Source organism: Lentibacillus sp. CBA3610, from assembly GCF_013373365.1.
Classification (GTDB): domain Bacteria; phylum Bacillota; class Bacilli; order Bacillales; family Amphibacillaceae; genus Lentibacillus.
In genome coordinates this window covers 757524-781317 of sequence record NZ_CP035925.1, presented here as the reverse complement: position 1 = coordinate 781317, position 23794 = coordinate 757524, and the positions used below count along the sequence as shown (strand labels likewise).

The window sequence follows — 23794 nt, the reverse complement described above, 5'->3', positions numbered from 1 at the left end:
CAGAAGATAAATGACTGTTAAATGCCAGAAAGGCGAAACAACCAGAAAGGATGTAATCAGTGGGAAAATCGAAAAAGAAAAATGAATGGATGGGTTGGGCAAAGACTATTCTAATTGCTGTTCTTATTGCTTTTTTCCTTCGTTCATTCGTGTTAGTCACATCAGTCGTTGAGGGGGAAAGCATGGAGCCAACGCTCGAAAATGGTGAAATAGTCCTTTTCAATAAATTTACATATTTATTCAATGAGCCTGAACGTGGTGATATTGTCATTATCAACAGACCGCAGAAAAATTATGTCAAACGGATTATCGCATTACCCGGAGAAACCATTGCAGTCAAGAACCAGACCTTATATATTGACGGAGAAAAATATGAGCAATCATTTATTACTGAAACAATACAAAACTATACCGGAGAAATTGGCCCCATCCAAGTACCGGAAAGCAGTTATTTTGTAATGGGTGACAACAGAAAGCTAAGTAAAGACAGCAGAAATGGGCTCGGTTTTATTAGTGAAGAAAATATCGCAGGAAAATCGGAATTCATTATTTTCCCATTGAACGAATGGTCTATGACAAGGTAGGAAAAACTCAGGCCCAGCCTCGTCTTTCCAGAAGTCAGAGGCCGGAAGTCAGACCTGAAGAAATCGGCGGGTTAGCCGATTTCAAGATTGAAAATGTTCCCTGAAATGATATACTTTCCTGACTTTTGAAAATAGGGTCAGACAGCCGTGCTGTCCGGCCCTTGTTTAATATAACAAGTCAACGCAGAGTACGTCCTTGAAACAGGACAGCACTTTTTCTTACAAAGATATACGTCGGGGCCCCATTTTTACTTTAGAATATTATTCATTATCAAATATGCAATACCCAATATTAAGCGCAAGTATTCCAAAACATACTATTCCGAGAGCTGTTTCCCATACACCCATTTGTTTACCTCCTTCGTGCATTTTATGTATAAATCCAATCCTTTCTCCCGTATTATATCAATTTCCCGGCCCTAAATAAAGTGGTGTGCCTTTCCCCTGCATATTGTTGGCTAATCCAGTCTCCTCACTCATACTGCTCTGCTCAAATCATAATTTTACAGTTAGTGACATGTGCGGGATCGTGAAAATATGATAAACTGGAAGGGAAAAACCATACGTATTTCCAAAGTTCTATGAAAGCAGGTATGATCATGACCCACTGTCCTTATTGTGGCACAAATGTACGCGATAATGAGTCCTACTGCATAAAATGCGGCAAAGAATTGCCTGAAGATATGTATGAGCGAATTGAGAATAAAAAAACATTCAATAAATACTGGTATATACCAATAGCCATATTGGCACTTATTCTGTTGTCTGCTGGTTTATATCATATGTTCCTGCAGCATCAGACGACCGAAGCAAAGGAATTATATAACAAGGCCGAGGAACATGCTGCAGAGGGTAAATATCAGGAAGCCAGCGAACATCTGGTAGCTGCCCTTGAGTACAAGCAATCTTTTTCTCAAGCCGATATAGCATTGAATTTTGTGGAAACAGCAATGACTATTGAAGAAAATATCGAACAGGCAGCACAACATTTGGATGAACAGGAGTTCCAGGATGCCTTATCACTTATCAATGAAGCTGAAAACAGTTTAACCAATTATAATGGTGATGCAGTCAGTCCGCTGGTCAATAAAGTGACTGGCAAACGCAATTCGGTAAAACTGGAACAATTGAAATATAAACTGGATCAAGATCCTGGTATCAATGAAATAAAAACCCTGTTATGGGAAGCTGATGCCATCCAAAATGATGAAGCTTCCGACATCGCGGGTACTATTCGCAGCCAGATTGTTGACTACACGTTTTCACAGGCAAGTGAACAGCTGAATGAGAAACAATTCTCAGATGCCCTAATATTGGTGGAAGACGGATTAAAATACGCACCGGAATCCGAAAAATTGCAAAGCCTGAAAACGACAATCGACAAAGAAAAAACTGCCTTTGAAACAGCTCAGCAGCAACGGATTGAGCAAGCCATAAATTCCGCTGAAGAGGAACGAAAATTAAATGAAAATGATGCAATAGAACTTGTTTCAGCCGATGTCGAACGAAATGATCAAGGGAATTTGGTCATAAAAGGAGAAGTAAAAAGCGTCGCCACCATCCCGATTAATTCCATTCTTGTCGAATATAATTTGTCGAATAATGACGAAACGCTTTTATCGAATGAAGTCTATGTCTATCCGGACACACTTTTTCCGGATGAAGCCGGCGAGTTTGAGTTCACCCACTTTGATATTGACCAGGAAGCGAAAGATATCAGCATAAATGTGGATACAATCAGGTGGTACACTGATCAACAACAATAGGTACTTAAGCAATGAGGTGAACATATGCAGAAGAAACAAAGAACGCCGGTGATTGTTTCTATAATACTTGTTGCCGCTGGAATTACGATTCTGACTGTGATGAATAATCAATGGCAGACTAATCCCGTTTCAGTCAATAATCCAATGATCAACAAGGTAGAATCAACCACCGAAAACCTTGATCTCAAGACAATCATTCATAATGCTGAAAAAAGTGTCGTGCAAATAGAAGGGCAACATGACCAGAATACCATGACCGGTTCCGGGTTTTTATATAATGGACAAGGTGATATTATTACAAATGCCCACGTTATAAAAGATGCAGATATCATTAATGTACGGACAGCCAATGGTCATATTTATCCAGGCGCAGTTATCGGTGAAGGTGAAGAAACAGATGTGGCCGTCATTCGCGTACCACAACTGGCAGATCAAAGTGCTTTGAATTTAGAGGGTGAGAAAAAAGCAGAAACCGGCGATGAAGTCATTGCGCTGGGCAGTCCGCACGGTTTTCAAAACACGGTTACACTGGGTATTATATCCGGAACAGAGCGGAATTTTACTGTTGATGGATACAATTACGAAGATGCCTACCAAATATCCGCACAAATAACTGAGGGCAATAGCGGAGGACCATTAATTGACCAAGAAACCGGAAATGTCATAGGGATAAATGCTGTTGGCACAAATGATGGGACAATTGGATTCAGTATTCCGGCTGATGATATTTATCAGCAAGTTACAACATGGTCAAACGAAGCACAAAATGATCAGCTGGATTTCAAGCACACTGAGGATATTACTGATACGAGCAACCCCGACCAGCTTATTGAAGATGCTGAGTACGTAGCAGAATATTTTTTTGAAAGTATCAGTATCAGGGATTATGTTGGTGCTTACACGTTACTGGGCAGCTCCATGCAGTCAGCCAATTCCTACCCTGATTTCCGTGAAGGATACATCGATTACATTGACTTGAATTATTCCGATTTATCAAGCAGTGTTACTGAGAACGATCAGGTTAAGACAACTGCCAGCATAACAGCCGAGTCAAAAACACCGGAACAAGAGGAAACAGAAACACAGCAAATGACCTACGAGCTCACAATTGGATATGAAAATGACCAATTAAAAATCCTGAATGTATCGGCTGAGGATAATTAACTTGAGAGCGTTTGGATAACTGAATTTACCTGCTGGTTGATAAAAACTGCGACACACTGAAAAATTTGAGTGCTATAACACCGCTCCGGAAATACGCTCCGCGCACCTTAGGGCGGCTGGTGAGCCTCCTCGTGCTCGTCGTGTTGCAAGTGTTTTCGGTGAAGCAGCACTCCTCGCAGAAAAAATCGCTGACAAATCATAGGTGGTTATGAAATAAAAACCGCTCCCGAAATATACTCCGCTACAGCAGACACCGAGTGATTTTTAATCCTCTACGCCATTGTCTTGAATAAATTCGTCAGTTTCTCCGGCGGTAATGGTTTGCTGAAATAAAAACCTTGCATTTCATCACATCTTTCTGCTGTCAGAAACTGTAACTGATCCACTGTTTCAACACCTTCAGCAATCACCTTCATATCCAGTGAATGGGACATGTGAATAATTGATTTAACAATGGCCTTATTCTGTTCCCTGTTTTCATTAATAAACATTTTATCAATTTTTAATTTTGTTACCGGAAAAACACTTAAGTACTTGAACGAAGAATAGCCAGTACCGAAATCGTCAATGGATACTTTCACACCAAGACTGCGAAGGCGATGCATTGTGTTCAGAATATTTTCCTCATTAGTCATGGCCATGGTTTCGGTTATTTCCAGCTCCAAATAGTCTGGTTCCATTTCCGTTTCCTTAAGGACCTCTTCAACTTTTTCCACTAATCCCCTTTGATAAAATTGCTTAGCGGATAAGTTAACACTAACAATTACTCGCTGAAGTCCTTTATCCTGCCATGCCTTATTTTGTCTGCAGGCTTCCTTCAAGACCCAGTCACCAATATCGATAATCAGTCCGGTTTTTTCGGCGAGACCAATAAATTCATCAGGCGGTATATACCCTTTCACAGGGTGTTTCCAGCGCAGCAATGCTTCCATCCCGACAATTTTATTTGAACTGAGACACTTCTGCGGCTGATAATGAAGTTCAAATTGCCCATACTTTACAGCTTTGCGCAATTCGCTCTCCATGGTTAACATAGCTTTGAAATTTTCCGAAATAGATGATTCAAATATATTATAGTTGCTCCCATGCTTTTCTTTGATAACATACATAGCCGAATCAGCGTGCTTTATCAAGTCGTTTGCCGTTTTCCCATTTTCCGGATAAATACTGATCCCGATGCTGATTGATGTAAAAATTTCATAATCATCAATTTTAATGGGCCTTTCAAAAGCCGTCATTAATTCATCAGCAAATGCAGCCACAGTATTTTCATTGGAACAACGCTTGAGAATAAGGAATTCATCCCCGCTCATCCTGGCAATAAATATGTTCGGAGTCAGAAATGTCTTAAAACGTTCGGCACATGCCTTTAATAACTTATCACCAAAGGCATAACCAAGCGTATCATTGATCTCCTTGAAGTAATTCAGATCAATAAAATAAACGGCCATTATTTCCTGATTCTTTTCTGCCTCGAGGGTCGCATCATTTAATATGTTATTGAAAAAATTCCGGTTGGGCAGATCCGTCAGCTCATCATAATAAGCCATGTATTCAATCCGCTTCTCATTTTCAATCCGATTGGTAATATCCTTAATAACAGCAACCCTGATAATATTTCCAAAGTTATTATATGGATGCCCAACCATTTCAAAGTAAAAAGTTGATGAATCCCTCCGAATTCCCGTTAGTTCGTGCGGGCTGTCCGGATAGTTATGGAGATTGGACAACTGAGGGAAACTTCTCTCATCAATAAGCCGGGATATAGACAAATTTTTCATCTCTTCTTTTGTGTAACCGAACATATCTGCAAATGTCTGATCACAATCAATGATACGATCTCCCTCATACATAACGATGCCCTCGGAATCAGCATAAACCTGATTATTAATGTAATTTTTCACTTCATCTGTTTTGTCATTGATCGAAAGTTCGCTGATGATCAAGCAAAACATATCTTTTCCTGTTCGAATCGATTTCACTTCTGCCAATGTGCCGTTTTGCTTCTTTAGCTCCATTAAAACATGGGTGTCATTGCTCTGGTGCAGCAGACTGAAATCAAGGGATTCATGAATGGTACTTTCATTTTCTTCATCCACCTTCAGCAAGGAATAGGCAGCGTCATTACCGCGAATGATCTCACCGTTTTGCCGGACAAATATAACGGCCTCTTTCAACCGTGTTAAAATTTGGTCATTGATTGGTAGTTTCACTTCCTTGAACATCGATTTCCTCCCCAATGGACAGCAGCTACCCAATAATGATTTTCTCTTTTGGATAGTGGTATTTCCCGCTTTTTTTATTATCTCTGAAAATAAATAAAAACGTAATGATCCCTACTCTTCCGATAAACATTAAAAACATGAGGACAACTTTGCTGAAGGTTGATAGACTGCCTGTTATTCCAAGTGATAACCCGACCGTTCCAAATGCCGACGTTACTTCAAACAGGATTTGTATCAGGTCAAATGGTTCAACGATTGAAATAATAATCGTTGCTGTTAACACAAATATAAGTGCCATTAATGTAACCGTTACAGCTTTCATCAGGTCATCATCATACACTTCACGATTAAAGAGTCGTATGCTGCCTTTTCCTCTTGCATATGTAAATATGAATATGATCACTAATGCAAATGTGGTTGTCCGAATTCCCCCGCCTGCACTGCTCGGTGAAGCACCGATAAACATAAGCACTGACATGAACAAATGATTCGGCTCTGACAAAAGACTCACATCCATTGTGCTTAACCCGCCGCTTCTCGTTGTCACGGATTGAAACAGGGAATAAAATAACACTTCATGCCAGGATTTTCCGGCGAAAAAACCGTTTATATCCATAAGCATGATACAAATCGCGCCACTGAAAACAAATACAAAAAAGGTTAATGTCGTTACTTTTGCAAACAGCGAAAACCTGAACGAATTCTCTCTGCCACCTTTTGCAAATAAAAATTCCTTTGTTTCAATCAAAACCGGATAGCCAATCGCGCCAAAAATAATCAGCAGCATATTAACAAACTGGACAAAATAATCATCCTTAAACAACAAAAGAGACTGCCCCGTTATATCAAAGCCGCCATTTGTTGTTGCGCTGATAGCTCCAAAAAACCCTTGAAAATAGGCTTCTTTTGCCGTTGGGAAATACTGTAAATAGTAAGTTCCAAGTATCAAAAAGCCAATCAGCTCAATGATTAAAATCACCAGTAAGATTTCTTTAACTAATCGGACGATACCTGCAAAAGATGTCTGGTTTTGATCAGCCATGATTAACCGGCGTTCCCTAAGCCCGATTTTTTTTCCAATTATCATCCAGATGAACGTTCCTACAGCCATAACGCCTACTCCGCCTAATTGGAGAATAACAGCCAGCATAATGATACCTGTTGTACTAAACGTCTCTGCAATTGTAACGGTGCTAAGTCCGGTTACACTGAGTGCACTGACAGCTGTAAATAAAACGTCGATAAATGGCAGATGAACACCGTCCTGGTGAGCAACAGGCAAGGCCAGGACAGAAGTGGCAATGATAACAGCTATAAAATAAAACAAAAAAACCAATTGGACGGGCGATAGCCGGTTGACCCAGCGAATAAAGGAATGGTTAAACATAACGTGCTCCTTGTGAGCCTCCATAATATTATCGGCTCGTTTCAAAAATTATTAATAACATTATAGCAGTCAATTCTATTTAATGCTTCTAATTTCGACAATTTTTGGCCAGACATTTGAAAGCCGGCTTTAACTAGCCGGCTTTTCACTTATGATTTCACGCTTTCGGCAATAATGGGGAATGCTGTTCCTTAAACCTGCTCTTTAAATTTTTCCAGCAATTCTTCACCTTGATAGCCTTGTTCGATTAATGACTTCAGCTGTTTTTCAATAATTTCTTTTCGCTGATCGACAATTGTTCCTATGAAAATGACATTCATTTGTTCGCCAATGATGTTCGTATCAATGACTGCTGTAATAAAAGTCGCTGGTCTGTTGCTTTCTTTCGTGATTTTTACCTCGATTAATACCTCTTCTTTATTATGGCTGAAATTTTTAAAGAAATCATAATAGCGCTGTTCAAGATAGGCTTCAACCAGCCAGCGATTTTCGTCATCTTCACGGTTGATTATCAGACCATCCAATAGAGGGATCGTTTGCTGTAATACATCAGCGTCTTCATTATCAATGATTTTTAAAGAACGCAGCTTGAATGTTTTCACACAATCACCCCCTATTTTCAGAAATTCGTTTTAGCCGCCAATATAGGACATTTCAATTTTCTTACGGTTACGATGTGTTTCTTCAGTGCGTTCTTCCGAATACCGATCTCTCCGTCTGGCCCACAAACCTGTCAGTTCTTGTTCCAATTCATTGTCAGATAATTCATCTTCACGCATTTTGTCCCGAACATCAAAACCGCCTGAAGCAAAGAGGCATGTATACAGTTTTCCATCTGCTGATAAGCGTATTCTTGTACATGTACCACAGAAGGAATCCGTAACCGAGGATATAACACCTATCTCTCCCCCGCCATCTTTATAGCGGTACCTGGATGCAACCTCGCCATAATAATTTTCTTCCGCCGGCTCTATTGGCATCTCTTCATTGATTATATTAACGATATCTTTTTTGGAGAAGACATGCTTAAAATCCCAGCCATTATGATTTCCGACATCCATGAATTCGATAAAGCGCAAAATGACGTCTTTACCCTTGAAGTAACGGGCCATCGGTAAAACCTGGCTGTCATTCATACCTTTTTTGACGACCATATTAATCTTGACACCCAGACCTGCTTGCTTTGCAGCCTCTATCCCCTTCAATACAGGACTGGACCCGACACCTCTATCGTTAATCGCCTTAAAAACGTCATCTTCAATAGCATCAAGACTGACATTGACACGTTTCAACCCTGCTTCTTTCAGTTTTTCAGCCATTTTTGTCAACATGACAGCGTTTGTCGTCAGTGCAATATCCTTTATGCCCGGAATATCGGCCAGTTCAGCAATTAAGTGATCCAAATTTCTGCGCATCAGCGGCTCACCGCCGGTAATGCGGATTTTTTCGACCCCAAGATCAGCAAACACTTTGGCCAGCCGTATAATTTCATCAAAACTCAGTAACTCTTTTTCTGATAAAAAGACATAATCCTCACCGAATATTTCTTTAGGCATACAATAGGTGCAGCGGAAATTGCATTTATCAATTACCGATATCCGCAGATCTTTCAGGACCCTGCCGAAATGATCTTTAATCGGGGCTGTTTCGTTATTCACAGAACCACTCCTTTATTGTTGGAAAACCAGCCTTGCCGCCGACATTACCGCAAAAGCCTTCGTTGCTCGGCTGCAGGTAGGACGTTTGCCTCTTCTATTTGCAGTAACAAATCTAAAGCTGAAATTCACTCTGACCTTTCTCATCATCCAAAAGCATCACTTCCACTTCATCACCTGCGTTAAAACCACGTGTTCCGCCGGGCAGGACCATCAGACTTGTTGAATATGCCAGTGACGTGACGACGTTGGATTTATCTATTCCTGCCAGCTTAACATTCACTTTACCATTTTCATACATTAAATAACTTCGTACAAACCGTGTAAATGGATTGGGCTTCGGGAAATCATCTGCCAGTATCGCTTGGATCCGTCGCAAAAAAGCATTCTTATTAAATAGACAATGCTGAACGACAGGTCTGACGAACAATTCAAAACCTACATAGCATGCAGAAGGGTTACCTGATAACCCGTATAGTATTTTGTTTCCGTGTACCGCAACGGTTGTGACACTCCCGGGGCGCATTGCCACTTTATTAAAAAGAACATTGGCACCAAGTTTCTCATAGATAGCCGGCATCAAATCGAAATCGCCTACCGAAACACCACCTGTGGTTATCAAAATATCGACGTCAGCCAATGCTTGCTTAATCGTTTCATAACTTGCCTCCAATTCATCTTCAAGCTTTCCGAAATATTTATATTCCGCTCCGGCTCTGATTATTTGTGATGTGATCATATAAGCATTGGAATTGCGGATTTTGCCCGGCTTGAGCTCTTCATCTACATCCAGTAATTCAGTGCCCGTTGCAATGACACCAATTACCGGTTTTTTAGCAACTTTGACATGACTATAACCAAACGTGGCCAGAAGTGCTTTGACACCGGGATTAATCATGGTTCCCTTATCAATCAGCTTTTCACCTTCAGCAACTTCTGAACCCTCCTGGATAATATTTTGACCCGAATCCATCGTTCGTTTAATGGACATATAGGAATGATTATCTTTTTCATAAGTCTGACAAACTTCAAACATAGCAACACAATCGGCACCCTCCGGAATTTTGGCTCCGGTCATAATTCGTGTTGCCTCACCTTTATGTAAACTTTTCCCCGGAACTTGACCAGCCCCGATATGTTCAACAATTTCAAATGTCACCGGATTGTTGCGGTTAGCTCCTTGTGTATCCTCCGCACGAAACGCAAACCCATCATACGGTGATTTAGGAAACGGCGGGACGGCATGATTGGCAATAATATCCTCAGCCAGCCGCCGATTGTCACAATCCCCTATGGAAACAGACGCCACTTCCCCATTCAGGCGATGCTTCCATACATGGTCAATCGCTTCTTCCACCGGGATCGGCTTCCTCATTTCTGCCATTTAGCATCAAACCCTCCGTAACAAGTCTCTTCCTATAATTAAGTTTAACAAAATTGCCAGCAAATTGATATGACAGGGATTACTTTGTCATGAAATGTTAGGAATTTTACATATAGGGAGATCATTTCTTATAGCTATATGCGGCCATATTCTAAGGGAAAATCGTGACAGCATACAGTTCGGTTATGAATTTTTGTCATTTTTCAATTTCTTTAAGTGTCTTTTTAAAGTATAATAGCTATAGCATACATGAGTAGAGGAGTGCTGATATGGGAAAGATATTTGCCCTCATATTACTTTTTTTGTTGACTGCATGCACCGAAGAACCGGTGATTACGAAATCGGATTCACCACCGGAAGACCCTGACCGGGAACCGGAAATAATTGAAGAGGAAAATGACGATAATGAAGAGGTTGAAGAATTTATAGAATTTGCACTCCCGGAGGAAGAAATCATGATAAACCTGAAGCTGGTACCCATTTTGGATAGTTATTTGCAGGCTGCTCAAAATAAACAGCAGGCGATTGAGCAAATGACCCTCATCCCCATCCATGCAGCGGATAAAACCCTTTACTTACTGGAATTTTCATGCCAGGAAGCATTATGCTCGTATTTATTGCTGGACCAAACGGAGGAAAACAGGGCATATTTAATGGCTGATTTGGCAAAACTGACGCAAAAGACAATGGCCCCTGACAATACGAAAATGTTATTTCACTTTGACAGGAAACACTCATCACAACCTCCTCTTTCCGATATCGTTGTGATGGACCTGGAACAATGGGAACATGTAACACTTCATAATCAAACAGAAAATGAGGTCATGCTGGATTATACGTGGCCAATCTTAACGGTTGAGTGGAATGAAGATATCAGCCTTACCGCAACTGTACCTGATATTATAGAACCGTCCCCTGATTATTTAAATCAATGGGAAAATACTGAAAAGCCGACAACAGAAATTGAATTCACACTAAACACGGCTGATTCAACTGAATAATGACTGTAGCATAGCAGCATCCTATATTCAAAGGATGCTTTTTTATTCAAAAACCAATTCTTCCTGATGGCTAATCGTCATTTGTTCCCCATTCACCAGGAATCTCGCTTCACAAAACAACAAATACTGACCTTCTTCAGGTGAATCAAATGATTTTGCGTTTTGCGGGTGATAGCTATTTCCTGTATGTAACGTATTCAAAACACTACTGCCGGTATAATCGTGGTTCTGATGTTTGAATGATATCGAAATAAGCGGTGTCTGGTGTTTTATTTCCACTTGTTCATCCCCCACATACTGAATAGCTCTAAACACTTGAAATCCCTCATTCATACGTTCAACACGAATATGTAAAATAAAATCATCCTGTTGTATCTCTCTGGATTTATTACTGGCTAATTCCGCCGTAGCCTGACCATAAAATAAATAAGACGTTACAGCTATAATACAAGTAACTGCGAGAACGATAACCGCAATCAACTTCTTTTTCATATCCAGCCCCTCCCTATTTATATGACGAATTTCCCCGTTTAAAAGTTCCGGAATTTTGCAGAATTAATCATTCGTTATAAAAAAAGGCAAAAAATAGAAAGCATAATTAAGGGCGTTCATCAAAATCATAAATAGTGAAGTGCATAGGAAAATGTTTTTTTCTATAGACTTTACTGCTGATTTAGGTAAAGGAGGATCAATCCAATGACTGTTTCATCTGACATTAAACAGACAATCGCCGGCCTGAAAAGTGCCCAGGCAAGCTTCGAGCAGTTCGCACTGGCAACACAAAACAAACAAGCGAAGCAAATGTATGAGGATGCAGCACAACAAACACAAACCATTTTGCAGAATGTCGAACCACGCGTTCAACAAATTGAACAGGAAGAACCACAGTACAAAGGATTTTAAATGGTGAGGTTGGCCGCTAAGCCAACCTCCCTCAATCTGGAGGTTTTAAAATGAAGGCCTTAAGAATTTTGCTCGCGCTTGGGTTGATTTGTTTGCTGACAGGCTGCACAACCGATAATGATTCACCGGAAACCAACGAAAACGTTAATTTCAACATGATTTCCACCAATAGTTCCATTGATCAAAGAGCTTCAAATCAGGCTAAGGAAAGCATAAGCCAGCATGAAGCAGTTACTGCGGTCAATGCCGCAAATACGGATGAGAAAATGATCATTGCATTTGAAATTAAACATCACAAGCGATTTCAATTAGCTAATATTACGGAAGATTTCCAAAAGAAAATGGACAAAGAGTTTCCAAACCTGAATGTTGACGTATCCTCCGATAAAAAACTGGTCCTCGAAATCAGTGACCTTGAAGAAAAAATCGGCAAGCAGGACATTTCAAAAAAGAAATTAAAAAAAGAAGTGGACCGGCTTATAGAACTTATGAAAGACAAAACGTAAAGGAAGCGTGACGTTAATGGCAGATAATAAAAAGAAAAATTTACCGCCAAATGCTCAAAGGTATCAGGCCTTTGCCAAACATAAAGAAGTAAAACGCCCATTACTTAAAAATTGCATCAAGGCTTTTCTGGTTGGTGGTTCTATTTGCTTTATCGGCCAGATCATTTCCACGATATATGTTTATTTTTTTGGCTTTACTGAGCAGACTGCAGGCAATCCGACAGTTGCGACACTCATTTTTATAACCATGTTTTTAACCGGCTTTGGCATTTACGATCGAATCGGTCAATTTGCAGGTGCCGGCACAGCCGTACCTGTTACCGGTTTTGGTAATTCCGTCATTTCTGCAGCTATCGAGCATCGTTCAGAAGGCTTTATATTAGGTGTCGGCAGCAATATGTTCAAATTGGCAGGGCCTGTCATCGCGTTTGGGGTTTTTTCAGCGTTTGTCATAGCCTTAATTAAAACAATTTTAATTGAATGGGGTGGCTTATAATGTTAACCGGACACCGTACCTGGGTTTTTAACAATCAACCCGTTATTATCTCAACCGGAACAGTCGGCGGCCCTTTTGAAGCTAAAGGAAACATTCCGGAAGCTTTTGACATTTTGCATGATGACATGTGGCTGAAACAATCGTCATTTGAAAAAGCACAACGGATTATGATGGAGGAAGCATGCCAGCTTGCCGTTAAAAACAGTCTGATCCAAAAAGAACAAGTGAAGTTTTTTATAAGCGGCGATTTAATCAATCAAATAACGCCAAGCAATTTTGCGGCTAAGACACTTGATGTACCCTATTTGGGATTATTCAGTGCGTGCGCAACATCAATGGAAAGTCTCGCACTTGCTGCGTTCATTATTAACGGCGACGGGGCGGACTATATCTTAAGCGGTACTGCCAGCCATAATGCTGCCACGGAAAAGCAGTTTCGATACCCGACGGAATATGGCGGACAAAAGCCGCCGACAGCCCAATGGACAGTCACAGGTGCCGGATGTGGTTTAGTGGCCAAAAATGGAGAAGGTCCAAAAGTGACATCAGCAACGATTGGCAAAGTTGTTGATATGGGCATATCCGACCCGTTTAATATGGGAGCAGCCATGGCACCGGCAGCAGTTGATACGATTGAAACACATTTAAGGGAACGGGATGTTGATCCATCCTATTATGATTTAATTATTACAGGTGATCTTGGTCATATTGGCCGTGACGTTTCGTTGGATCTTTTACAAGAAAAAAACATCAATATAACCGAAGACATGTACAAAGATGCGGACTTACCATTTACCGTGAAGGACAACCGGTTCTCTCCGGCGCCAGCGGTACAGCAAGCTCAGCCGTTGGGGTTTATGGGCACTTTTTGAAATTGATTGAGGAAGGGCAATTGAACCGTATTCTTGTTGTCGCAACTGGCTCTCTTCATTCACCGTTAAGCATCAATCAAAACGATTCCATCCCTTGTATCGCACATGCAGTTTCGATTGAGTCAGGACGTGATAATTCATGATTTTTTTCTGGGCATTTGTCGTCGGCGGCACGATATGTGTCATTGGGCAAATTCTGTTTGATGTGTTTAAACTTAATCCAGGTGTCACCCTGACCATTTTTGTTGTGGCCGGGGGCATTTTAGACGGCTTTGGCTTATATGACCCGTTAATTGATTTTGCCGGCGCCGGAGCAACCGTTCCAATAACGAATTTTGGAAATCAGCTTGTCCATGGTGCCATGCAGGAAGCAGAAGAACACGGGATTATCGGTGTTGTCACAGGAATATTTGAAGTGACAAGCGCCGGTATCTCAGCTGCTATCATTTTCGGCGTTATTGGCGCTATACTTTTTAAACCGAAAGGATAGGATAACATGACTGTCAGTTCACAAGTAAAAGGATGTTTTTCGTCTGTTAAAAGTATCGAAGCAACACTTGAAACGTTATCAGAAAAAACTGCCGACCAGGAGGCGGAAGAAGCCCTGAAAGAAGTTCAAAATACAATGAGAACCATTAAAAGTGATTTGGAAAACCAGGTGCTGTATCTGACCAAAGAAGAACCCCAGTATAAGAGCTAGAAATTTAAACTGAATGTGTGTCCCCGGGTCTAACGGGGCCCCCACAGAAAAGGCTATTGCATGTAGACGACAAAATCACTCGAAAAAGGAATGATACAATGCCAGGCTGGGTAGAAATTTTAATTCGTTCAGGTGTATTTTTAATCGTTTTATTCCTGATAGCCAAAGCTTTCGGCAAAAAGCGAATGGCACAACTGGATCCGTTTCAATATATTACGGGGATTGTTATAGGCGGCATTATCGCCATACATGTGACTGATGTAACAACAAATGCGGCTTATGGATTTCTTTCGTTGGCCGTCTGGTTTTTGATTCCTGTTGCCATTAAATTTATTGCTATAAGAAGCAAGCGATTCCGTAATTTGACCCAGGGTAAAGGAACGGTATTAATTCAAAATGGAAAGATTATGGAAGACAACATGAAGAAGGAACGATTTTTCCACGGATGACCTTCTCGGCGAATTACGTCATAACCAGGTATTCAAAGCAGCCGATGTTGAGTTTGCCGTTCTGGAACCAACCGGTCAAGTGAATGTGCTTCCAAAAAAAGAAAACCAGCCGGTAACACCGAAAATTCTTGGTCAAAAAGTTGCACCGGAAAAAGAACCCCAAACAGTTGTCATGGATGGAAAAGCTCTGTTGGAACCTTTGGCGAATGCCTCATTGAACACAAACTGGCTGGAAACAGAACTGGATAAAATGAATGTCAGTATCGAAAATGTATTTCTTGGTCAAGTAGACAGCGATGGGCAATTAACGGTTGACCTGTATGATGATAAACTGACCGCTGCTGAACCTACTGAGAAGCCGCTGCTTCTGGCCACCATGAAAAAATGCCAGGCCGATCTCGAGTTGTTTGCCCTGGCCACGGAAAATCAGAAGTCCAAACAGTTATATCAAAAAAATAGTGAGCGAATGCAGCAAGCCATCGATAAAATAACGCCATACTTGCAGTAAGTCATGGCGTTTTTATAACACAAAATCCATATACTGCGACATAACTTTAGGTGTAATTGAGTGCATCACCTATCGCTCCGGAAATACGCTCCGCTTTCCGCGGGTGCCCCGTGAGCCTCCTCGGGCATCCGCCCTGTGGGGTCTCACGTTGGTCACTGTTCCCGCAGGAGTCTTCGCGTATTTCCTTCGCTCGTGTTGCGCTATATAATCTCGCATACATTTGTTTATTCCTGCTTTAAGGAGTTATTAAAGTGTACAAATCCTTACTAGCAGCCCGTACACACGAAGACTCCTGGGGGAGCTGAGGCATCGGTGAGACCCCGCAGTGCGTGAGCACGAGGAGGCTCACCAGCCGCCCCCGGAAAGCGAAGTGTGTAGGGGCTGCGGGGGCAGAAAGCAACAAACGATGCCGAGATCAACATAGTACTTGTGTCGCAGTCATATCGACTACGAGGTCAAAAAGCAACAAAATTTACGAATAGAGGTTCCCAAAACTATAGAGAACCTGTTCTTTACTTACTCACTGATCCGTAATGCAACTTTCCCAAATTGTTTCGATTCGCTCAGATATTCCATCGCGCTTTGTGCTTCATCCAAAGAAAATGATTGGTCGACGACTGGATGAATTTGATGTTCAGTAATGTATGTCAGCATGTCACGGAGTTCTTCCTGACTGCCCATTGTTGAGCCAATCAGCTTGTATTGTCCATAGAAAAACTTGCGGAGATTCAGCTCAACCGCATCTTCTGTCGTAGCACCAAATGTCACAAAACGTCCGCCTTTTTCCAGCACTTCCAGCGAGCGATTAAATGTAGCCTGACCAACACTGTCAATGACAATATCAATCGTTTCCTCTTTCAATTCTTCCGGCCAGCTGCTGTTTGTATCCAAAGCACGATCGGCTCCAAGCTCAAGTGCCTGTTTACGTTTAGCCTCGCTTCGTGACGTAACGATCACACGTGCACCGGCTTTTTTGGCAAATTGAATCAAATATGTCGCCACACCACTGCCGGCTCCTGGCATAAACAATGTGTCGCCTGCTTGTAAATTGCCTTTTGTAAATAATGCCCGATACCCGGTCAAACCTGACAATGCAAGTACCCCTGCTTCATCCCAGGACAAATGCTCCGGTTTCTTTTCAATTTGTTCCGCCGGTAAAACAACTGATTCGGTGAATGTCCCATTATCAGGCATCCCGAGAATGTCAAACTGTTTCGGAGGTGCCTCACTGTTTTCATACCAGCCAAGCGAAGGATTGATAATCACTTCATCGCCAATTGAAAATTCGGATACACCTTCTCCGATAGATTCAATTACACCAGCACCGTCTGAACCGAGGATTAAGGCACCTGCTTCATCCCCTCTCCGACCCGGAACAGCTACATCCCGGCGATTCAATCCGGCAAATTTGATCGAAACAGCGACCTGTCCATGATCGGCAAAAGGCTCGTTCATATCTTTTATTTTCAGTTCTCCATACTCATGCACAAATGCTTTCATAATTCTGTCTGCGCCTCCCCATAATAATGACTGAATGTTTCCAAATGTTCTCTGTTAATTATATCATGAGGAAACAATGGAACGTAAATTTTTTCTTGTTTTGCAAATGTCTCCTCGATCATATCCATATATTGCTGCTCATGCCCTTTTCGCTGCAATAAAAAATCACCATCCGCATTTTTAGGCAAAATTTTATTTACGATTAGTGTTTTCACATGCAGATGGTATTGATCAAGCAGTTTAATCGCTTTTTCAGTTTCTGTAATCGGCAAACGTTCCGGATTGATCACAAAAACAAACCCCGTCATATTGCCGTCCAATAAAATTTCACGCGCCCTGGAAAACCGTTCCTGCCGTACTTTCAATACATCATAGATCGGATCTTCAACCGGCTCACCATCGTTAAGCAGTTGTGTGTAATTGTCATTTGTCTTCTGCCGTTTTTTCAGCATGCCTTCAATCCAGACCCCCATTAATTCTGGCAGTGACAACAGCCGAATGGTGTGACCTGTTGGTGCTGTGTCAAAAATAAGCTTATCGTAATTATCACTTTCCTCCAATATGATGGAAATCAGTTTATCGAATAATGCAGCCTCATCTGCTCCGGGTGACGACTTAGCTGTATCAAGCTGACGATGAACCTCTTCCATCATACTTGAATGAACGACATTTTTGATACTGTCTTTCACACCTTTTATATAGTCGTCAGTCTCTTTCTCAGGATCGATTTCAAGCGCAAATAACTTTTCTGAAACATTTGTTATGCTGCCGCCAATTGATCTGTCAAAAATATCACCTAAATTGTGTGCGGGATCTGTGGATATTAATAGTGTGCGGTTGCCCTCATTGGCAGATTTCCAGGCTATTGCTGCAGCAGAAGTGGACTTCCCGACACCGCCCTTTCCGCCGACAAATATAATTTTTTTCTCTAAAACTTGCATCCGGTAACGTCCTTTCTTGTGTTTTCAATTTCGGATTCCGTGCCTTGGATCATGTAACCTAACAGCAGCGAATTCCCGTTAATGGTGATTTGTCCATACCCATGCGCAGATGCCAGTCATGAAATTCTTCAATCATATAAGGGTACAATTCAAGTGTGTAATAATAAACCGGATTGGGAATTCCGATCATTTCGGAATATAAAAGCAGTAAAAACAAATCGTCCTGATCGCGCAATTCCCTGGCAATTTCCTGGCGATGCGGCATACTTAAGACTTCTTCATAAAATGCCACCAATTTCTTCAGTTGTTCAATCATATGATCACCTCTTGATAATGCCAAAGGGATCAGCTTAACGCATGATCCCCTTTTAAAATCACTATTTCACGTTCTCATCCAAGTCATCCGGCTGATTCATGTTACGTGTTAACGTACTGAATGCTGTCAAGACAATCCATACCGCAAAAACAAATATGATGGATCCCAATGCAAACAATAACACTGATGGATCAGTACCAAACCACGACCATTCAAACAACACCTGTTCGAACATGGCCCACAAGGTCATGAACATGACGAAAATCATCGGGATGAGTGTTACCAGATAGTTGCTGCCCCGTTTTTTAAGCCAAATGGACACGAGCAGAAGACTGATCCCTGCCAGCAGCTGATTCGACGTACCAAACAATGGCCAAAGCAAATAGCCGCCTGAACCAAAACCTCTTGACCCCTCAGGCATCAATACCAGAACCGCACTGGAGACAATGGCAACTGATGTAGCGACATGCATTTTGGAAAGTGCTGGCACATTATATTCAACACCGAGTTCTGAAATAATATAACGCATCAGACGCACGCAGGTATCCAATGTCGTAGCGGCAAAACTGACAACAATGATCGCTACAATAGTCGTAGCAACTTCAGTCGGAATCATCAGGCCGGACGCCAATACACTGGCACCTTCTACAAACATATTCAGACCGATTTCATTGGCTGTCGCAAAGCTGTCGTAGGTTCCCAAAAACTCGCTCGTGCTGCCAAAGAACGTGACCACTGCCAGTATTGAAACCAGCGCCAGTATACCTTCACCAACCGCTCCAAAATAACCAACAAAACGAGCATCAGTTTCCCGGTTAAGCTGCTTCGATGATGTCCCGCTCGAAACCAAACCATGAAATCCTGATATCGCACCACAAGCGACTGTGATGAATAAAAGCGGGAACCATGATGTATCAGCATCCGAATTTGTAGCCGGTGCGGTAATCTCCGGATTGGTAAACAAGAGCCCCAAATACAGAATGGACAGACCGACAACAAGCTGGTGTGAATTAATGAAATCACGCGGCTGGAGCAGTTTCCAGACCGGTAACGTTGAAGCGATGTACACATAAGTCATTAAAATAATAATCCAAATCAGAAAAGCACTATTAACGGCGCCAAGCCCGAATAACCCTTCACTGCCTTCACCACCGAAGTATTGAACAATATCAATTTGCAGGAAGTCGACCTGGCTGGCAATAATTGCTGTCAGATACATGACACCAAGCGCAAGCAATGACGGAATAAGCATTTTCGCTTTGCGCTTGTAAACAGCATAACCGATCCAAATCGCTAACGGTATCTGAATAAACACCGGCACGACACTCGATGGATACGAAATAAACAGATTCGCAATAACCCAGGCAAATACGGCGTTAACCATCAATACGAGAATAAGAATAATAAATAAGAACAATATTTTTGCCCGTTGCCCAACCAATTTGTTGGCCAATGTACCGATTGATTGGCCTTTATTTCGTACTGACAGCGCCAGTGTTCCAAAATCGTGGATGCCGGCAGCGAATACAGTTCCCAATATAACCCATAAAAGCGCAGGGAGCCAGCCCCAATAGACAGCTATCGCCGGACCCATGATCGGTGCGGCACCGGCAACCGATGTGAAATGGTGCCCCCATAAGACAAATTTGTTGGTTGGTACAAAATCGACACCGTCTTTATAGCGGTGTGCCGGTGTTACATAATCAGGGTCAAGCCGGAATATTTTTTCTGCAACAAATTTTGAATAATAACGATAGCCGAGCGCAAAAACAGCCAGGCCAATAACCGCTACTAAAATACCACTCATGTTACGGCCTCCTTTTAATTTGATTTAGAACGCCTGCAACTATAAAACGTTCCAATAATAATATATGTAGGACTTTTTTGAATAATACAAGTCTATTCTAATTCAATAAAAGTAAAATGTAAATATTAAGAATTATTGTCCGGATAGAAATATTTCCGGTAGTCAAAAACCCCGATCACTGTTTTACCAGTTTTCGGGGTTTGGTCTGCTTATTCTTTACCCATCCCGCGCAATAATTGCAGCAGCATGGTGACACTCCGATTTATTTCAGGATCCTTCAATGCTTTGATCAGATCCATATAGGACGTCTTATCCGATGTCTCTGCAGCTGCGGCTTCTTTGACACCATGATTCAATCGGGCGGCAAACTGTTCCAAATCTTTGACGTTCAGCTCACCAATAAGCAAAAGCAGCCTGGGCAAGTTCTCCAGTGTAGTGGGAATACTGCGTTTATTTATCTCGGCCATAAATATTTTCAATGCGTCTCACGATGTTTAACAAAGGCATTGACCATATCAGTGTGCCACTTGAATGCAGTGTTGCCAGCAAATCGATTCCTTTAATAACCGCTTCCTTATTCTCGCTGAGGGCAGTTATCACTTCATCAAGATGTTGCTTTCGAATCGTTTCCTCAGAGATTTCCATGCGTTTGATGTTCGATATTTTTTCAGCCATGCTGTTTCACCTGGCTTCCCGGGAAAACATAATCACTGCGATTCCATTTCCGCTCCGGATTAACACCAATTTGCGGCTGTGGATTTCCCCGCCGGTAATTATTCGGCGGCAGCGGACTTTTACCTTTTTTCTTAAGCACTTCCATTTTAACAGCTATTTCCTTGAATGCCGGTGTATCAGTATCTTTATCAACGCTGTTATCAGTTAAATAGTTGACAGCCGTTTTGCCGTTATCATTCAATGGCAAATACACTTCTTTGCCGCTCACTCTATCTGTATGTGAACGGATCCGGTACGTCACCGGCTTCCGATATCAATTTCACTTCAGCCCCCTCGTTGATACCACGCTCTTCCGCCAATTCAGGTGATACTTCAATAAACGCTGTCGGCATTTTACTAGTGATGGCTTCTGATTTATAGGTCATATTGCCTTCGTGAAAATGTTCCAATACCCTGCCGTTATTCACATGCAAATCGTATTCATTGTTTGTGTCGTAAACAAGTTCATAATCCAGCGGGTACAGTCTTGCTTTGTTATCGTCAAACGGAAACCCGTCAACAAACAGAAGTGGTGAATCAGTGCCATCTGCTGCAACCGGCCATTGCAGACTATTATAACCTGTCAATCTATCATAGCTGACACCGGCAAATAACGGTGCAAGAGATGCTGACTCATCCATAATGTCCGATGGGCTGTTGTATTTCCAGTCATAGCCGAGTTTTTCAGCCAAATTCATAATGATTGCCCAATCCGGGCGCGAGCCACCTTTCGCCTTAAGTGCTTTGTACAAACGTTGGATTCGACGTTCAGTATTTGTAAAGGTTCCTTCCTTCTCCAGGCTTGGCACGGCAGGCAAAATAACATCGGCATACTTCGCTGTTTCAGTTAAAAATAAATCCTGAACAACCATAAATTCCAGTTTTTCAAAAGCGGCGGTGACGTAATTAATATTGGCATCAACAATTCCGGTATCCTCACCGAGAATATACAACGAATGAAGACTTCCCTCATGAATCGCCCCGATCATTTCGTGGTTATCTTTCCCCGGATCAGCTGGAATGTCTACGCCCCAGGCATCTTCATAACGTTTGCGCACATCATCGTCGGCAACCTCTTCATAGCCCGGGAAGAAATTCGGCATACTTCCGAAGTCACTGCACCCTTGAACATTGTTATGACCGCGCAAAGGATAGGCTCCGGTTCCATTGCGCATGTAGTTGCCGGTAACAAGCAGCAAATTGGAAATAGCAGTACTTGTATCACTGCCGAGCTGGTGCTGTGTTACCCCCATTGCCCAGCAAATCGCAACTTTGTCGACACTGACAACCTGTTCAGCAATCGCTATCAAATCGTCGCTGGTAATACCTGTTAAATTCTCCGCGTAGTCAAGTGTGAATTTTTCCAGTGATTGTTTGTACGCATCAAAGTCATTCACCCAATTATTAATGAAGTCACGATCTTCCCATCCCTGATCGATGATGTATTTTGTGACCGCAGACAGCCATACGAGATCTGTTCCGCTCTTTGGCTGGAAAAAGCGATCTGCACGCTGACCCATTTCATGTTTACGCAAGTCAAATACATAAAGCTTCTGCCCGAATAATTTCTGTGAGCGCTTGATCCGGGAAGCCAGCACCGGATGCGATTCAGCGGTATTCGATCCGATTGTGATAACCATATCAGCTTCAGCAATGTCATCAATGGAACCGGAATCCCCGCCATGGCCGACCGTCCGGAAAAGTCCCTTTGTGGCCGGTGACTGACAGTAGCGTGAACAATTATCAACATTATTAGTGCCGATAACTTGGCGTGCTAATTTTTGCATGACGTATGATTCTTCGTTTGTAGCCTTTGATGATGCAATAAATCCTAAAGCATCGGCACCTTTATCATCTTTTATTTCGGAAAAACGCTTGGCTGTGTAATCCAGTGCCTCTTCCCATTCAACCTCTACGAATGAATCGCCTTCCCTGATCAGTGGCTTTGTCAGCCGTTCATCTGAATTGACGTAATCCCAGCCGAACTTTCCTTTTATACATGTTGAAATACCGTTAGCCGGCGAGTCCTGCTGCGGCTCGACTTTCAATACTTTCCGGTCTTTTGTCCAGACATCAAACGTGCATCCAACACCACAGTATGTACAGACGGTTTTTGTCTTTTCAATGCGTTCCTCCCGCATTGAAGCCTCAGTGTCGGACACAGCCATTAACGCACCATAACCTGTCTCCACTTTCTTGGTCACATCAATCATCGAGCGCAGGAGTCCCGGTTTCTGATCGGTCATATAGCCTGCCTCTCCAACCATTGACGTTTCCATCAGGGCATTACACGGACAAACGGTCACACATTGCCCGCAGCTGACACATGAGGACTGATCGATTGGCACATCATTATCCCAAATAACACGCGGCTGCTGGCGCTCCCAGTCAATCAGAAGCGTTTCATTCACCTGAACATCCTGACAGACTTCCACACAGCGTCCGCATAAGATGCACTGATCCGGGTCATAGCGGTAAAACGGACTCGAGTTGTCAATTTCATACGGCTTCGGCTCAAATTGACGAGATTGGTGTTCAAGCCCAAATTCCGCGACTGTATTATGAATTTCACAGGATCCATTATTATAGTCGCAAACAGTACAATACAACTCATGATTTTCCAGAATTCGGTCAAGCGCTTTCCTTTTGGCTGCATTGACAATTTCCATTCGGTATTTACTCCCATCCCACCCTTAACCGTTGTTTCCACCAAAGCACGCGCAAACTCCCCGTCAACCATGATCATACACGTGTCACATGTCTGTACAGGACCAAGTGACTCATTATAGCAGATTTGCGGTACAAACTTGCCGGTTGTGTAATCAAATCGAGCAGATTTGTCCGGGAAGCCAAATATTCTCCCCATTAATGGTACAACGGCATGTCCTGATTCTGCATGTAATCCCCTCCCGAAAA

General features: G+C 42.2%; 21 protein-coding genes and 3 pseudogenes. 11 read left to right on the top strand and 13 right to left on the bottom strand.

Features of this window, described 5'->3' with window-relative positions; translation table 11 throughout:
• The first annotated feature begins 59 nt into the window (after positions 1–59).
• The 3 genes from lepB (at position 60) to Len3610_RS03955 (ending at position 3514) form a co-directional block, all read left to right on the top strand.
• On the top strand, positions 60–584 hold the full coding sequence (lepB, locus tag Len3610_RS03965; protein WP_176446814.1) for a signal peptidase I: 525 nt from the start codon (positions 60–62) through the stop codon (positions 582–584).
• A 599-nt stretch (positions 585–1183) separates the two neighbouring features.
• Complete coding sequence (locus tag Len3610_RS03960; RefSeq protein WP_176446813.1) at positions 1184–2350, top strand: zinc ribbon domain-containing protein; 1167 nt, start codon at positions 1184–1186, stop codon at positions 2348–2350.
• A 24-nt stretch (positions 2351–2374) separates the two neighbouring features.
• Entirely contained in the window at positions 2375–3514 is a 1140-nt protein-coding gene (locus tag Len3610_RS03955; RefSeq protein ID WP_176446812.1) for a S1C family serine protease, read from the top strand.
• A 272-nt stretch (positions 3515–3786) separates the two neighbouring features.
• Here Len3610_RS03955 and Len3610_RS03950 read toward each other — a convergent pair whose 3' ends face one another.
• The 5 genes from Len3610_RS03950 to glp form a co-directional block, all read right to left on the bottom strand.
• Entirely contained in the window at positions 3787–5739 is a 1953-nt protein-coding gene (locus tag Len3610_RS03950; protein ID WP_176446811.1) for an EAL domain-containing protein, read from the bottom strand.
• A gap of 25 nt (positions 5740–5764) precedes the next feature.
• Positions 5765–7126 carry a TrkH family potassium uptake protein gene (locus tag Len3610_RS03945; protein ID WP_176446810.1) on the bottom strand — a complete coding sequence of 454 codons (1362 nt, stop codon included), beginning with the start codon at positions 7124–7126 and terminating at the stop codon, positions 5765–5767.
• Positions 7127–7317: 191 nt separating this feature from the next.
• A complete protein-coding gene (locus tag Len3610_RS03940; protein ID WP_176446809.1) occupies positions 7318–7728 on the bottom strand; it encodes a YwpF-like family protein in 411 nt (136 codons plus the stop codon).
• A gap of 30 nt (positions 7729–7758) precedes the next feature.
• Positions 7759–8784 (bottom strand): GTP 3',8-cyclase MoaA, encoded by a 1026-nt coding sequence (moaA, locus tag Len3610_RS03935; protein WP_176446808.1) that lies wholly within the window; start codon positions 8782–8784, stop codon positions 7759–7761.
• 112 nt (positions 8785–8896) lie between these two features.
• On the bottom strand, positions 8897–10165 hold the full coding sequence (gene glp, locus Len3610_RS03930; RefSeq protein WP_176446807.1) for a molybdopterin molybdotransferase MoeA: 1269 nt from the start codon (positions 10163–10165) through the stop codon (positions 8897–8899).
• A gap of 269 nt (positions 10166–10434) precedes the next feature.
• Here glp and Len3610_RS03925 point away from each other — a divergent pair, with 269 nt between their 5' ends.
• The gene (locus tag Len3610_RS03925) at positions 10435–11166 is read left to right on the top strand and encodes a hypothetical protein (protein WP_176446806.1); all 732 of its coding nucleotides are present in this window, start codon (positions 10435–10437) and stop codon (positions 11164–11166) included.
• 42 nt (positions 11167–11208) lie between these two features.
• Here the strand turns inward: Len3610_RS03925 and Len3610_RS03920 are convergent, their stop codons facing one another.
• Entirely contained in the window at positions 11209–11658 is a 450-nt protein-coding gene (locus Len3610_RS03920) for a hypothetical protein (RefSeq protein ID WP_176446805.1), read from the bottom strand.
• A 204-nt stretch (positions 11659–11862) separates the two neighbouring features.
• Here Len3610_RS03920 and Len3610_RS03915 point away from each other — a divergent pair, with 204 nt between their 5' ends.
• The 7 genes and pseudogenes from Len3610_RS03915 to Len3610_RS03885 all read left to right on the top strand — a co-directional run bounded on the left by Len3610_RS03915 (position 11863) and on the right by Len3610_RS03885 (position 15600).
• Entirely contained in the window at positions 11863–12069 is a 207-nt protein-coding gene (locus Len3610_RS03915) for a DUF1657 domain-containing protein (RefSeq protein WP_176446804.1), read from the top strand.
• A 50-nt stretch (positions 12070–12119) separates the two neighbouring features.
• Positions 12120–12575: a hypothetical protein gene (locus tag Len3610_RS03910; RefSeq protein WP_176446803.1), complete on the top strand. Its 456-nt coding sequence runs from the start codon at positions 12120–12122 to the stop codon at positions 12573–12575.
• 16 nt (positions 12576–12591) lie between these two features.
• On the top strand, positions 12592–13071 hold the full coding sequence (gene spoVAC, locus Len3610_RS03905; protein WP_176446802.1) for a stage V sporulation protein AC: 480 nt from the start codon (positions 12592–12594) through the stop codon (positions 13069–13071).
• Positions 13071–14086 (top strand): annotated as a pseudogene (gene spoVAD, locus Len3610_RS03900) (stage V sporulation protein AD). The gene spoVAC and the pseudogene spoVAD overlap by 1 nt, the downstream one beginning before the upstream one ends.
• Positions 14083–14433 carry a stage V sporulation protein AE gene (gene spoVAE, locus Len3610_RS03895; protein WP_176446801.1) on the top strand — a complete coding sequence of 117 codons (351 nt, stop codon included), beginning with the start codon at positions 14083–14085 and terminating at the stop codon, positions 14431–14433. The pseudogene spoVAD and the gene spoVAE overlap by 4 nt, the downstream one beginning before the upstream one ends.
• A gap of 6 nt (positions 14434–14439) precedes the next feature.
• Complete coding sequence (locus Len3610_RS03890) at positions 14440–14643, top strand: DUF1657 domain-containing protein (RefSeq protein ID WP_176446800.1); 204 nt, start codon at positions 14440–14442, stop codon at positions 14641–14643.
• Positions 14644–14741: 98 nt separating this feature from the next.
• A pseudogene (locus Len3610_RS03885) lies at positions 14742–15600 on the top strand (DUF421 domain-containing protein).
• Positions 15601–16116: 516 nt separating this feature from the next.
• Here Len3610_RS03885 and Len3610_RS03880 read toward each other — a convergent pair.
• From Len3610_RS03880 to fdhF, 7 genes and pseudogenes are all read right to left on the bottom strand, one after another.
• Complete coding sequence (locus Len3610_RS03880; protein ID WP_176446799.1) at positions 16117–17100, bottom strand: zinc-binding dehydrogenase; 984 nt, start codon at positions 17098–17100, stop codon at positions 16117–16119.
• The gene (locus Len3610_RS03875; RefSeq protein WP_176446798.1) at positions 17097–18041 is read right to left on the bottom strand and encodes an ArsA family ATPase; all 945 of its coding nucleotides are present in this window, start codon (positions 18039–18041) and stop codon (positions 17097–17099) included. The genes Len3610_RS03880 and Len3610_RS03875 overlap by 4 nt, the downstream gene beginning before the upstream one ends.
• Positions 18042–18099: 58 nt before the next feature.
• Positions 18100–18357, bottom strand: coding sequence for a cory-CC-star protein (locus Len3610_RS03870; RefSeq protein WP_176446797.1), 258 nt, complete (start codon positions 18355–18357; stop codon positions 18100–18102).
• 61 nt (positions 18358–18418) lie between these two features.
• A complete protein-coding gene (locus Len3610_RS03865) occupies positions 18419–20164 on the bottom strand; it encodes a carbon starvation CstA family protein (protein ID WP_176446796.1) in 1746 nt (581 codons plus the stop codon).
• A gap of 209 nt (positions 20165–20373) precedes the next feature.
• On the bottom strand, positions 20374–20643 hold the full coding sequence (locus Len3610_RS20615; RefSeq protein ID WP_255259787.1) for a DUF1641 domain-containing protein: 270 nt from the start codon (positions 20641–20643) through the stop codon (positions 20374–20376).
• Complete coding sequence (locus tag Len3610_RS20610) at positions 20615–20839, bottom strand: helical membrane plugin domain-containing protein (protein WP_255259786.1); 225 nt, start codon at positions 20837–20839, stop codon at positions 20615–20617. Before Len3610_RS20610 ends, Len3610_RS20615 begins: the two co-directional genes overlap by 29 nt.
• Positions 20832–23684: pseudogene (gene fdhF, locus Len3610_RS03855) on the bottom strand (formate dehydrogenase subunit alpha); the annotation flags it as partial. The gene Len3610_RS20610 and the pseudogene fdhF, both read right to left, overlap by 8 nt.
• Positions 23685–23794: the final 110 nt, after the last annotated feature.